Annotated in this window: 12 protein-coding genes; all 12 read right to left on the bottom strand. The window is 42.6% G+C overall.

Going from position 1 to position 12,222, the window contains the following annotated elements:
* Positions 1 to 12: 12 nt before the first annotated feature.
* The 12 genes from trmFO to AC3E8G_RS03575 all read right to left on the bottom strand — a co-directional run bounded on the left by trmFO (position 13) and on the right by AC3E8G_RS03575 (position 12,169).
* Positions 13 to 1,347: a methylenetetrahydrofolate--tRNA-(uracil(54)-C(5))-methyltransferase (FADH(2)-oxidizing) TrmFO gene (gene trmFO / locus AC3E8G_RS03630; RefSeq protein WP_490677055.1), complete on the bottom strand. Its 1,335-nt coding sequence runs from the start codon at positions 1,345 to 1,347 to the stop codon at positions 13 to 15.
* A 173-nt stretch (positions 1,348 to 1,520) separates the two neighbouring features.
* Complete coding sequence (locus AC3E8G_RS03625; RefSeq protein ID WP_490677054.1) at positions 1,521 to 2,225, bottom strand: DUF3307 domain-containing protein; 705 nt, start codon at positions 2,223 to 2,225, stop codon at positions 1,521 to 1,523.
* Positions 2,209 to 2,886, bottom strand: coding sequence for a SatD family protein (locus tag AC3E8G_RS03620; RefSeq protein ID WP_490677053.1), 678 nt, complete (start codon positions 2,884 to 2,886; stop codon positions 2,209 to 2,211). The genes AC3E8G_RS03625 and AC3E8G_RS03620 overlap by 17 nt, the downstream gene beginning before the upstream one ends.
* 107 nt (positions 2,887 to 2,993) lie before the next feature.
* Complete coding sequence (gene topA, locus AC3E8G_RS03615) at positions 2,994 to 5,081, bottom strand: type I DNA topoisomerase (protein WP_490677052.1); 2,088 nt, start codon at positions 5,079 to 5,081, stop codon at positions 2,994 to 2,996.
* Positions 5,082 to 5,173: 92 nt separating this feature from the next.
* Positions 5,174 to 6,016 (bottom strand): DNA-processing protein DprA, encoded by an 843-nt coding sequence (gene dprA, locus AC3E8G_RS03610; protein ID WP_048715968.1) that lies wholly within the window; start codon positions 6,014 to 6,016, stop codon positions 5,174 to 5,176.
* Positions 6,017 to 6,092: 76 nt separating this feature from the next.
* Complete coding sequence (locus AC3E8G_RS03605) at positions 6,093 to 7,019, bottom strand: ROK family protein (protein ID WP_048715966.1); 927 nt, start codon at positions 7,017 to 7,019, stop codon at positions 6,093 to 6,095.
* Between the two features lie 11 nt (positions 7,020 to 7,030).
* A complete protein-coding gene (rnhB, locus tag AC3E8G_RS03600; RefSeq protein WP_129822075.1) occupies positions 7,031 to 7,801 on the bottom strand; it encodes a ribonuclease HII in 771 nt (256 codons plus the stop codon).
* Positions 7,788 to 8,639 carry a ribosome biogenesis GTPase YlqF gene (ylqF, locus tag AC3E8G_RS03595; RefSeq protein ID WP_048715962.1) on the bottom strand — a complete coding sequence of 284 codons (852 nt, stop codon included), beginning with the start codon at positions 8,637 to 8,639 and terminating at the stop codon, positions 7,788 to 7,790. The genes rnhB and ylqF overlap by 14 nt, the downstream gene beginning before the upstream one ends.
* Positions 8,640 to 8,763: 124 nt before the next feature.
* The gene (locus AC3E8G_RS03590) at positions 8,764 to 9,102 is read right to left on the bottom strand and encodes an ATP cone domain-containing protein (RefSeq protein ID WP_006597242.1); all 339 of its coding nucleotides are present in this window, start codon (positions 9,100 to 9,102) and stop codon (positions 8,764 to 8,766) included.
* A gap of 71 nt (positions 9,103 to 9,173) precedes the next feature.
* Positions 9,174 to 10,109: a 4-hydroxy-tetrahydrodipicolinate synthase gene (gene dapA / locus AC3E8G_RS03585; protein WP_490677051.1), complete on the bottom strand. Its 936-nt coding sequence runs from the start codon at positions 10,107 to 10,109 to the stop codon at positions 9,174 to 9,176.
* Between the two features lie 88 nt (positions 10,110 to 10,197).
* On the bottom strand, positions 10,198 to 11,274 hold the full coding sequence (locus AC3E8G_RS03580) for an aspartate-semialdehyde dehydrogenase (RefSeq protein ID WP_490677050.1): 1,077 nt from the start codon (positions 11,272 to 11,274) through the stop codon (positions 10,198 to 10,200).
* A 382-nt stretch (positions 11,275 to 11,656) separates the two neighbouring features.
* The gene (locus AC3E8G_RS03575; protein WP_490677049.1) at positions 11,657 to 12,169 is read right to left on the bottom strand and encodes a GNAT family N-acetyltransferase; all 513 of its coding nucleotides are present in this window, start codon (positions 12,167 to 12,169) and stop codon (positions 11,657 to 11,659) included.
* Between the last annotated feature and the right edge of the window lie 53 nt (positions 12,170 to 12,222).

The raw sequence follows: 12,222 nt of genomic DNA, 5'->3' as shown, positions 1-12,222 counted from the left end.
CATTAATTGACTTTATTTTCCAATAAATGTTGCCAGATCTTGTAAAGAACGTTCGGCAATTTTCTCATAACGTTCCTTTTTATCCCGAATGCGTGGACCTTCCAGCTCCTTAATAATCCCAAAGTTGACATTCATGGGTTGGAAATGCTTGCTATCAGCATGGGTGATATAGTGAGCCAAGCTTCCGATAGCTGTTGTTTCAGGGAATACAGTTGCTTCTTCACCTTTAAAGAGGCGAGCTGCATTGATCCCAGCCACCAAACCTGAAGCAGCTGACTCGACATAGCCTTCTACCCCTGTCATTTGCCCCGCAAAAAAGAGGTTGGCTTGTTTCTTCGAACGGTAGGTTTGTTCAAGCAGGTTCGGAGAATCCATGTAAGAGTTGCGGTGCATGACTCCATATCTCACAAACTCCGCATTTTCTAAACCTGGAATCATTTGGAAGACCCGTTTTTGCTCGCCCCACTTGAGATGCGTTTGGAAACCGACGATATTGTAGAGACTTCCTGCCGCATTGTCTTGGCGAAGCTGGACTACTGCGTAAGGCGTCTTAAACTCCCCATCACGAGGCCCTTTGTAGTCATCCGGATACTCGAGTCCAACTGGTTTCATAGGACCATAAAGCATGGTTTTGATGCCTCGTTTAGCCATGACTTCAATTGGCATACAACCTTCGAAATACTTTTCTTTTTCAAAAGAGTTAAGTGGGGCTTCTTCTGCATTGATCAAAGCCTCATGGAAATCCATAAATTCCTGTTTGGTCATGGGACAGTTGAGATAGGCTGCCTCGCCTTTATCATAGCGAGACTTAAGATAAACCTTACTCATATCGACGGTATTGACATCGATGATGGGAGCTGCTGCATCATAGAAATAGAAGCCATCTCCACCATTGAGCGCGTGGATCTTTTCCGCCAAGGCATCGCTGGTTAGGGGTCCTGTTGCGACCACTGTGATGGCATCCGTCGGCAATTCAGTGATTTCATCGCGAATCACTTCAATCAGTGGGTGTTGGGACACCTTCTCAGTTACCCGACTAGCAAAGCCTTCGCGGTCCACTGCCAGCGCTCCACCAGCCGGTACCCGAGTCGCTTCTGCTGCTTCAAGGATGACCGAACCCAAGCGACGCATTTCTTCTTTGAGGAGCCCGACAGCATTGGTTAACGAATCCCCACGAAGAGAGTTGGAACAGACTAACTCAGCAAAGTTGTCTGTTTTGTGTTGCGGAGTGGATTTGACCCCACGCATTTCATAAAGCTTCACTGGGATTCCTTGTTGGGCAATCTGGAAAGCCGCTTCCGAGCCAGCAAGGCCTGCACCGATAACATTGATATAAGATTGAGACATGACACTAATACCTCTTTGGGTGAAAACTAAGGCCAGATTAAAACAAGTCACTGGATTGGTGGCCACCCACAAATCTTTCTAAATTGATACTCGGTCCATTATACCAAAAAGACAAGCAAAAAGACAGGGAGGCTAGTCCTTCCTGTCTGGACTTTCGTCTGTTAGTTGTTTTCTTATAAACACAACCAAGCTGCTAAGAGGGCCGATAGAATACTGAATAAGGACCCAATCAAGTAATACTCCGCAAAGGCTGGGTTCTCCGAAATTTTATTGTAGCGGGCGATGGATTTGGCCGTAAAGACTAGGCCGATAGAAGCAAATTGGCCGTATACAAGACAGGCACCGATAACCAACCGCTCTAAGAAGCCAATCATGGAACCAGCCCCAGTGATGGTATCCATTTTATCTGCCATTGTCGGCTGGTACTTGGCAAAGAGAATTTTAAAGACGATATTGGTCGGTTTCCCCACTAGGAGGACATAAAAGATTAGCTTTAGGATATCAGTAGGCAGATAAGTCGTGCCATTTTTTGCTCCCCAAAGGACTAGGAAACTAATGATACCGACATGCAAGACTTGATCCAGCGCAAAAGTCCATGCGGCTGATAAATTCAATTGCTTTTGCACCCAAGATTTTCCGTAATCAATCACTGCATGAGTCAGCAAAATAATCAAGCAAATCCACCACAAATCCAGATGACAGAGGGAAACGACAAACAGAGGCAGAGCTACATACAGAATGTGAAGACCTAACACTTTCCTATCCTGATCCTTGCGATCCGCCATCTTTTGGCTTTGAAAATAATAATCCGATAACAAATGACAACTCAACAAGAGAAGCAAGTATGGATTTGTTACGATATTAGATAATCCTGTCATAAGCCTCTCCTTTCGCTAAACTTTGAATACTCGCTAGTGCTGCTGCTCGCCCCCGTAAGTAAACACGGATACTACTACTTTTCAGCCGTTTAGAGAGAGCACTTGGGTTTATCTCCAGCGATTGGGCTAAGTCCTGCTGGCTAAAATTCTCACTATATACACATCTCTTAAGAAGATCTAGCAGGATTTCTTCCTGACTGCCACGCCAACCCGAACGAATGGCTTCTCCTGAAGCAATGAGCGCGTTCACAAAAAAGTCTTGGTTTTCCTTCCCACTTGAAAAATAAATCTGGGTATTACCGTAGTCATTTTTCTGATGAACCAGATTGATGGCTGCGCGTGCATTCCAATAGGCTGGCCCATCTGCTCCAATACTTTGCAAGGGATCAATAGTTGTTACAATCTCTCCAAGTCCAATACCAAAACGAAGTTGAGTCGGGGTTAGTTCTGAACGCAGGGTATCTATGATTTGAAAAACCGGAGCATCCACTTCTAAAAGCGCCTGAAACTCATCCCCCAAGGTCAAAGTAAAACGGGATGCCAGGTAATCCCCGAATAATTCGTTCATCTTTTGAAGCGTTTTTTCTACCTGTTTTTGCAGGTCAAAACGCTCTTGAACCATTTTGGAATCAATGACATCTGCAATCAAAGCAAGAAACATAAGCCCACCTCCTTGTGTCTATTATAACGAAAAAAAAAAAAAATGTCTATTATAACAGACATTCTAAAAAATTGCCGTTATAATAGACATCGAATCATTCTAAAATCTTATTTCACTTTTTCTTCTTCGTAGTCGCCATTGCTACATACGACCTGCTTCCCACCACCACGAACTTTCTTTTCAACTAGGTAGTGACTACATTTTGGACAGTCCCGACCAATCGGCTTGTCCCAAGAAGTGAATTCACACTCCGGGTAACGATTACAGCCATAGAAAATACGGTTGCGCTTGGTTTTACGCTCGATGATTTGTCCCTGATGACAATTAGGACACTCCACCCCGATTTCTTTGACAATGGCTTGAGTATGACGACAATCTGGAAAATTACTACAAGCATAGAACTTACCAAAACGTCCTAATTTAATCACCATCGGGCTACCACAGACTTCACAATCAAAACCAGCTGGTTCGTCTTTGATTTGGATTTTTTCCATCTCTTCTTCAGCCTTCGCGACTTCTTTAGAGAATGGTTTGTAGAAGGTATCAATGACCTTTTGCCACTCTTCTTTTCCGAGTTCGACATCATCGAGTTTCCCTTCCATCTCCGCTGTGAAGGTCACATTAACGATATCTGGGAAGAATTCAACAATTAGTTTATTGACGATTTCCCCTAACTCGGTTGGTTCAAAACGTTTGGCTACAAGCTTCACGTAATAGCGTTTTTGAATGGTCTCAATCGTTGGTGCGTAAGTTGAAGGACGGCCTACTCCGTTTTCTTCTAGCGTCTTAATCAAGGTCGCTTCAGAATAACGGGCTGGTGGTTGGGTAAAGTGCTGTTCAGGTTTGCTGTTGACCTGAGTGACGGTGTCACCTTCTTCCATGTCCGGTAGCATCTTATTCTTGTCCGAATCATTGTAGATCGCCAAATAGCCGTCAAACTTCACCTGACTTCCATTTGCTGTATATTGAACTCCATTTTGCCCTAAACGGACATTCATGGTATCAAAAATAGCTGCTGTCATCTGACTAGCCACAAAACGATTCCAGATCAAGGTGTAGAGCTTGAGCTGGTCCTTGTCCAAATACTTGGCAATTTTCTCAGGCGTATTGTAGACGCTAGAAGGACGAATGGCTTCGTGGGCATCTTGAGCACCAGAAGCATTCTTAACCCGGCTACCATGCTTAGAATACTTATCTCCAAATCGATCAACGATAAAGCTAGCTGCTTCATTTTGAGCGACTGGACTAATCCGAGTCGAATCCGTACGCATGTAGGTAATCAAACCTTGAACACCTGATCCAATATTGATTCCTTCGTATAATTGCTGTGCTACCATCATGGTCTTACGAGTACGGAAATTGATCTTATTGGCAGCATCCATCTGCATGGAAGAAGTTGTGTAAGGAAGCGGCGCATTGCGTTTGCGCTCTTTCTTCTCAACCTTTTCAACGATATACTCTTTCCCATCTAGATGCGAAAGTACAGCTTTCACATCCTCCTGGTTTTGAAGTTTCATCTTCTTGCCATTCATTCCATAGAAATTGGCTTGGAATTGCTTGGTCCCCTTTTTAAAGGTTCCATCAATTGTCCAATATTCTTCTGGTTGGAAGGCATTGATTTCTTCTTCCCGGTCAATAATTAACTTAAGCGCAACGGATTGCACCCGACCAGCCGAAAGTCCCTTCTTCACCTTTTTCCATAGAATTGGTGAGATGGAGTACCCAACAATCCGGTCCAAGACACGGCGCGCTTGTTGAGCATCTACCAGATCCATATCAATCTTACGGGGTTCTTGAAAGGCATTTTTTACCGCATCCTTGGTAATTTCGTTGAAAACAACGCGGTTCTTATCTTCCTTATCCAACTGAAGAATATGCGCCAAATGCCAAGAAATAGCTTCTCCTTCACGGTCCGGGTCACTTGCGAGAAAGACTTGTTTGGCTTTTTTAGCCTCTTTTTTCAAATCATTAATCAAAGGACCTTTTCCGCGAATATTGATGTACTCTGGTTCGTAATTGTTCTCAAAATCAATAGACATGGTAGATTTTTTCAAGTCACGAATATGACCCACGCTGGCCATGACCTTATAATTTCTACCAAGATACTTTTCAATCGTCTTCGCTTTCGCAGGAGACTCCACGATGACTAAATTCTTTTTAGTTGTTGTGGTTTTCTTTTTTGTTTTAGTAGCCACTTTTTTACCTCTATTTTGTAATAAACCTCATAGAGTGTAAACTATTTTTTTCGGGATGTCAACCGTGAAGTTCTCCTATAGGAAAACTCATTTTAAAATTCAAACTCATCTAGGACATCTTTTCCACTGGTGACCAGCTTTGCACCTTCTTGAATGAGGTGGTGACAGCCATCTGAACGTCCATCCAAGATCGAACCAGGAATAGCAAAGACATCTCGCCCTTCTTCCATAGCACGCTCGCAGGTGATCAGACTTCCAGATCGCATCCGCGCTTCCGCCACAATCACTGCTCTAGAAAGCCCAGCAATAATCCGATTGCGTTCTGGAAAATGATGTTTTTGAGGGCCTTGTCCAGGACCGTATTCTGTTAACACTAAATGACTCCCACTCATGTACTTCTGCAATTGTTTATTGGATCTAGGATAGAAGACATCTAAGCCAGTACCAATCACTCCAATTGTCTTTCCTCCATTTCGAATAGCGGCATAATGGGCTGCAGCATCAATTCCCTTGGCTAATCCGCTCACCACAATCAATTCATTATTTAACTCGTTAATGATTTTCTCGACGGATTGAATCCCGTTACGACTACAGGATCGACTTCCTACGACCGCAATCTTTGGCTGTTTAAGAAGATCAATATTGCCTGAGTAAAACAACAAAACAGGTGGGTTATGCATCCAGAGAAGCTCTTCAGGATATTCCGGATCCATAATGGAAATCGAATCAAACTCCTTAAACTCTTCTCTCAAGACCTTGTCATCAATCCGGATATACCGTTCCATAAATAGTGTTTGATTACGACAACCTGCAATTTTTGCCATTAATTCTAAAGAGGGCCACTCCCCATTCATTTCCCAGTAATTGACAATGTTAAAAACCTGTAGATTTGACAGGCCAGCAACCTTTAATTTATAAAGTTCATATTTCTTCATTCGTAAACCTCTTTTTCTACTATCTATTTATAATATTCGTAAAAGAAAACAAAAAAAGCTCTAAAAATAGAACTTTTTAATGATTTTCTAAGATGTTAAAATGACAAACTGCCCCCAAAAGATTACTTGAGTTGTGGTAACGAGCTGCTTGAATCTCTACTAAAGAAAATCGTTGCTCCCCACTTTCCTCCATCAGGCTTTTATACTGATGGTTAATCTCTTCTAAAAGAAGGGGTTGACTACTAATTCCCCCACCAATCGTCACTTTTTCAAGCCGAACCAAAGACTGAAGGTTATAGATTAGGATCGCAATTTCTCGACAATAAGAAGCAAATAAGTCTTGCAATTCCTCATGATAACCAGCTTCAAGGACTTCAAAAACTTGAACTCCATCTTCTTCAGGCAATTCTAAGAGTCGACTAGCATTAGCCACAAAATTGACTGCAGAGCCTAAATTTTGAACCAAACTGGAAATCCCATGTCGCAAAATCTCGGTCTGATATTGCTTTTGTTCAGGAGTCACTTGCTTCTCCCCTAAGCTTGGCCAACGAAGATAATCCTTGAGATTCCAGGTGGAAATTAAGGAACCGTTGGAAGTCAAGGCTAAGCCTACCCCAGTTCCTAACACAAAGGTTGCGCCACAATCACAATCCTGGAGGTTTCCAATTCGTGCTTCTGCCAAGCCTGCAGCATCCCCATCGTTGAGGACGGTCACAGGGACTTGAAAAGTCTTATTTAAACGAGAAGCTAAAGGAATATTCCTTAAATAAGGAACGAGGCCACCTTTAAAGACAAATCCCAGTCGACTATTGATTTCACCCGGACAAGAGATGGCGATCCCAGTGATTCGATTCTGGAACAAGCAAATCACGCGCTCAAGAGCTTCCCAGAATTCCTCAATAGTAGCTGGTGTCGGAACTTTAGAGGAATCATTCACCTGATAGGCTTCATCCACTAAGGCATATTTAATAAAGGTTCCTCCAATATCAAAGGCTAATAGCATTTCCTTCCCTCCTAGTCAAGATCCGTCATGGACTTAATGGGTTCGAAGCTTCGACGATGGATAGGCGTGACCCCATGTCTTTCCAAGCCCTCAAGATGATTGCTTGTCCCATACCCCGCATTCTGAGCAAAATCATAACCTGGATACTTTTGGTCATAGGCTGCCATCATCTGATCTCGTGTCACCTTCGCCACAATAGAAGCAGCTGCGATAGACAGAGAATTAGCATCTCCTTTGATGATGGATGTCTGAGAAATAGGGAGGTCCAATTTCATAGCATCAATCAAGAGGTGTTGAGGTTGAGGGTCCAATTCTTGAATAGCCTCAAGCATGGCTAATTTGGTTGCTTCATAAATATTAACCTGATCAATGACCCGATTATCTTTTATCCCAATCCCGACAGAGAGAGCCTGATCTAAAACCGCTTGGTAAATAGCATGGTGCTTCGATTTTGGAATTCTCTTACTATCGTTTAAACCTGGAATCTTACAATTTTCAGGCAGAATGACGGCTGCTGCGACGACAGGGCCAGCCAAAGGGCCTCGCCCTACTTCATCAACACCTGCAATAAGATGAATCCCTTGAGCATAAAGTTCTTTCTCATAGGCTAGCATTTTTTCCAAACGCAAATCTTCGTCTACTTGTTTTTGGAGTTCGCGTTTTCGTTTGCTGATAGCCGCTTGAACGCCCGCTCGACCATCAAGGATCAACTCTTCAAATAAGGGATGATCTAGCCTATCAATCGTTGACAAACACTCTTTGATTTCTTTAATCGTTGGCATCTACTTCACCTACACGATCAAGGGTATAGCGACCCAAACGACCATCACGTACATCCTTGACAAACAAACTGTAGAAGCGATCATAATCATCTCGGAAACCTAAGCGTTGAGTCATCTCCATAATGATTTCAGGCGCTTCCTGATCTAATTTCATTTGCTTATAGCGTTCTTGTAACTCTTTAGGGTAGTGCTCTTTAAAATAGTTGAGGCCAAAAATGGTCACTTCATCCATTGGAAGCAACTGGTCCTTAATTGCTCCTGTTAAGGCGAGCTTCAAGGCCACTTCTTCATCTTCAAATTTTGGCCAAAGAATCCCTGGGGTATCCAAGATTTCGAGGTCCTTATTGGTTTTCAACCACTGTTGCCCCTTGGTCACCCCTGGTTTATTTCCAACAACAGCAATCTTTTTCCCTGCTAAGCGGTTCATCAGCGTTGATTTACCAGCATTGGGAATCCCGATAATCATGGTCCGAAGGGTTTCAATTTGAATCCCTCGTTCCTTCTGACGGGCAATTTTATCGGCCATCAAAGACTTAGCAGCATCTGTAACCTTTTTAACCGTAGATTGCTCTTTAGAGTTAATAGCCAAAGTTTTGATCCCTTGTGACTCAAAATACTCCTGCCATTCTTTTGTAGCGACAGGATCTGCCAAGTCTACCTTGTTCAGAATCATCAGCTTAGGCTTATCACCAACAATTTTTGTTAACATAGGATTTTGACTTGATAGAGGCAAACGAGCGTCCACCAAAATTGTCACGAAATCCACAAATTTAATATTTTCTTGTACTTGTCTTCTAGCTTTGGACATATGTCCAGGAAACCATTGAATAATCGCCATGAAATGAAATCCTTTCAACATTCAATCTTATCTATTATACCATGAAATACAGTATTTTCTTTTAAAACTGCTCCCCATTTTTTCTTAAAAAAACGAAGCTACACCCGTAACTTCGTTTCTTATTTTAGCGAATTTGCTCAAAGTGCAAGTGAACAGCGATGTGGTCTCCATAGCCACTTCGTTCCAAATCGCGTTGCAAACGATAAGAAATATAGTGTTCAGCAATGGTAATATAACCAGCACCAAGTAAACGGTGCTCAACCATTGATTGGATCATGCTGATTGTGGCACGTTCCACTTTCGCTTCTTCCAAATCCATCACAACTTTTTTAGTCACTTGCGCCAAGTTTTGGCGAAGATCATCGGTCAAGACATAGACTGTTTGTGCTGCCTTCAAAACAGCTTGATAGATTTTATCTGGATCAAATTCTACAACTTCACCACTACGTTTAATGACTTCCATCTTATTCTCCTTGATCATCAATATACTTCTATTATCTAAATAAATAGGGGATTTGTCAAGAATCTAAAACGTCAATAATCCGGACGAAGAACTCCCGTAATGATTTCTTTGGTCGCGTGGTAATCCCCATCCACTACAACCTTGATAATGCGCTTCGCTTCCTCAGCAGGAGCTGGCACTAATGGCAAACGAGTTGGCCCTGCTTCAAAGCCCATATAGTTCAAGACTGCTTTAACTGGAGCTGGACTTGGATAAGAGAAGAGAGCATTGACTTTCGGGATAAATTGGCGCTGGATAGCCGCTGCCTTTTTAATATCATTATTCTCAATGGCTTGGAACATTTCGTGCATTTCATCCCCATTGGTATGAGATGCTACTGAAATCACCCCGTCTGCCCCAAGGTTCATGGCATGGAAAGCATCTCCATCCTCTCCTGTATAAATGAGGAACTCCTCTGGCTTGTGCTCGATTAGGTAAGCCATATTGGCAAGGGTTGTACACTCTTTCACCCCAATGATATTTGGATGTTCTGCCAAACGAAGCATGGTTTCGGGTGTCATTTCGACAACCACGCGCCCAGGGATGTTATAGATTATGATTGGCAAGTTAGAAGCGTCTGCAATAGCCTTAAAATGCTGGTACATACCTTCTTGAGAAGGTTTGTTGTAATAAGGAACAATCGCTAATCCGGCAGCAAAGCCACCAAATTGGTCGACTTCTTTTACAAACTCAATGGAATCTCGGGTTTCATTGGTTCCGACACCCGCAATCAAAGGAACCCGTTCATTGACCACCTTTTGCACCGCTGCAAAAAGTTCCAATTCTTCATCATGCGTTAGAGTTGGACTTTCCGCTGTGGTACCAGCTAAAAGAATCCCATCTGTGTGATGAGCCAAAAGATGTTCAATAAGCGGAGGAATAGCCTCAAAATTAATCGAACCATCTTCATGGAAGGGAGTGATAAAGGCAGTGATCATTCTACAATTTTTTAAATCTTGATAAGACATACATACTCCTTCTTGAGACAACCATAGGGAAGAGGGACAGCACCAAAAGTTGATAGCTGTCCCCTATACACTTTATTTAGTTAATGAATCATTTCAACTCAAACTTCAACTCAGCTGTTGGGCGCACGAGTCCACGTTCATGAAGGGTTTCTGCAATTTGAACTGAGTTCCAAGCAGCTCCTTTAAGAAGGTTATCAGAAACCACCCACATATGAATTCCTTTTTCTGCATCCAAGTCTTTACGGATACGACCAACAAAGGTATCGCGAGAACCAACCGCATTAATAGCTTGTGGGTATACTTGATGAGCAACATCATCTTCCAACACTGCACCTGGGAAGGCTGCAATCGCTGCTTTTACTTCATCAATCGGTGCTACTTCTTTGGTTTCAATGTAGACAGACTCTGAGTGAGCTGACAAGACTGGAATACGTACACAGGTTGCTGATACGGCAATGCTATCGTCTTCCATGATTTTCTTAGTTTCCTTCGTCATCTTCATTTCTTCATATGTGTAGTCATTATCAGTGAAGACGTCGATTTGAGGAAGGGCGTTAAAGGCAATTGGGTAATGTTTCTTATCGCCACCTGATGGCAAGATTTCAGCATGCAAATCACGTGGATTTACTCCGTCATTCAATACTTCACGCAATTCACGTTGGGTTTCAAGAATGGCTCCCATACCAGCACCTGAAACTGCTTGATAAGTTGAAACGATGATACGATCTAAGCCCCATTTTTGACGAACAGGCTCAAGAGCAACCATCATTTGAATAGTTGAACAGTTTGGACAAGAGATGATTCCGTTATGGGTATCAAGCGCATGGGCGTTTACTTCAGGAACAACCAATGGCACATCTGGGTTTTGACGGAAGTAAGAAGTGTTATCTACTACGACCGCACCAGCTTTAACAGCATATGGTGCATATTTAGCTGAAGTTGATCCTCCAGCTGAGAAGAGAGCGATATCTACTCCTGCAAAAGCCTCTTCAGTTGTTTCTTCAATGGTCACGTCTTGCCCTTTGAATTGCAATACCTTACCTGCAGAACGTGCAGATGCAAGATAGCGAATCTTATCAATTGGAAGACTTGATTCTTCCAACATTTTGATCATTTGTGCACCAACGGCACCTGTAGCACCGACAACAGCAACTGTATATCCCATAATAAAACCTCTTTCGGAATTTTCTAAAAATTTGTGAATTTTATCTATTATACTATTTTTCCCGGTAAATGAAAAGAGCAATTTGTATTCAATTCAACATTCGATTGCTATAGTTTATAAAGGATTCTTCAGTAAATAAAAAATCCCCTACCAAACGGTAAGGGATCGAGGCATCTTTCGATGAGAACAGCCGGTTCACACAACTGTTCAAGGTCCGCTCCTGCGTTACAATTGAATGTAGACCTCCTCAGCGCAAAAGGCTCCTAAGAGCCAATCGACTCATCGCATATGACTAGTCTACCATGTAATTACACGAGCTGTCAAGAGGCTCGTTCTATTCTTCCTTTAAAAAATTTGAGCTGAGTTAAGCTCCTTCTGGTTTTTACAGTAGAGATTTCACAGGCCCTTCTATAGATTTTTGCATCCAGACAATATCATGCCATTGATCAAATTTATAGCCAATTTTAGGAAAGTGAGCAACTTTCACATAGCCTCGTTTCTCATGGAGGGCAATGCTAGCTGGATTTGGCAGAGCGATGCAAGCTAAGAACCGCAAATAACCACGCGCCTCCAACTCCGACTCTAACGCCTCATTCAAACGATAACCCAATCCTTGCCCACGATGGTCTTGATCTACATAGACAGATACTTCCACTGCCCAATCATATGCTGATCGATCATAATAGGTTGAGGCATAGGCATAAGCAAGGACATGACTGTCTTCTTCAGCTACTAAATAAGGAAAACGTTGAAGGATTTTTTCGATACGCCCTTCAAATTCCTCAATCGTCGGAACCTGGTATTCAAAAGTGATGGCTGTTTTCTCAACATAAGGGGCATAAATCCTGACAAGTTCAGGAGCATCTTCAAGTGTGACTGGTCTAATCTTCAGCATGGTCTTCTCGCTTTCTATTTCTCTATTATACCCCAAAAGCACAAAAATAGAGG

The sequence above is a fragment of the Streptococcus sp. SCPM-O-B-15294 (M123) genome, from assembly GCF_058200455.1.
This window is presented reverse-complemented; position numbering and strand designations above follow the sequence as displayed.

Bases quoted from the DNA above. Each gene is read 5' to 3' on its own strand.
- trmFO (WP_490677055.1), bottom strand. From the start codon at position 1,347: ATGTCTCAATCTTATATCAATGTTATCGGTGCAGGCCTTGCTGGCTCG.
- AC3E8G_RS03625 (WP_490677054.1), bottom strand. From the start codon at position 2,225: ATGACAGGATTATCTAATATCGTAACAAATCCATACTTGCTTCTCTTG.
- AC3E8G_RS03620 (WP_490677053.1), bottom strand. From the start codon at position 2,886: ATGTTTCTTGCTTTGATTGCAGATGTCATTGATTCCAAAATGGTTCAA.
- dprA (WP_048715968.1), bottom strand. From the start codon at position 6,016: ATGAAGAAATATGAACTTTATAAATTAAAGGTTGCTGGCCTGTCAAAT.
- AC3E8G_RS03605 (WP_048715966.1), bottom strand. From the start codon at position 7,019: ATGCTATTAGCCTTTGATATTGGAGGAACCTTTATTAAATATGCCTTA.
- rnhB (WP_129822075.1), bottom strand. From the start codon at position 7,801: ATGCCAACGATTAAAGAAATCAAAGAGTGTTTGTCAACGATTGATAGG.
- ylqF (WP_048715962.1), bottom strand. From the start codon at position 8,639: ATGGCGATTATTCAATGGTTTCCTGGACATATGTCCAAAGCTAGAAGA.
- AC3E8G_RS03590 (WP_006597242.1), bottom strand. From the start codon at position 9,102: ATGGAAGTCATTAAACGTAGTGGTGAAGTTGTAGAATTTGATCCAGAT.
- dapA (WP_490677051.1), bottom strand. From the start codon at position 10,109: ATGTCTTATCAAGATTTAAAAAATTGTAGAATGATCACTGCCTTTATC.
- AC3E8G_RS03580 (WP_490677050.1), bottom strand. From the start codon at position 11,274: ATGGGATATACAGTTGCTGTTGTCGGTGCTACAGGTGCCGTTGGTGCA.
- AC3E8G_RS03575 (WP_490677049.1), bottom strand. From the start codon at position 12,169: ATGCTGAAGATTAGACCAGTCACACTTGAAGATGCTCCTGAACTTGTC.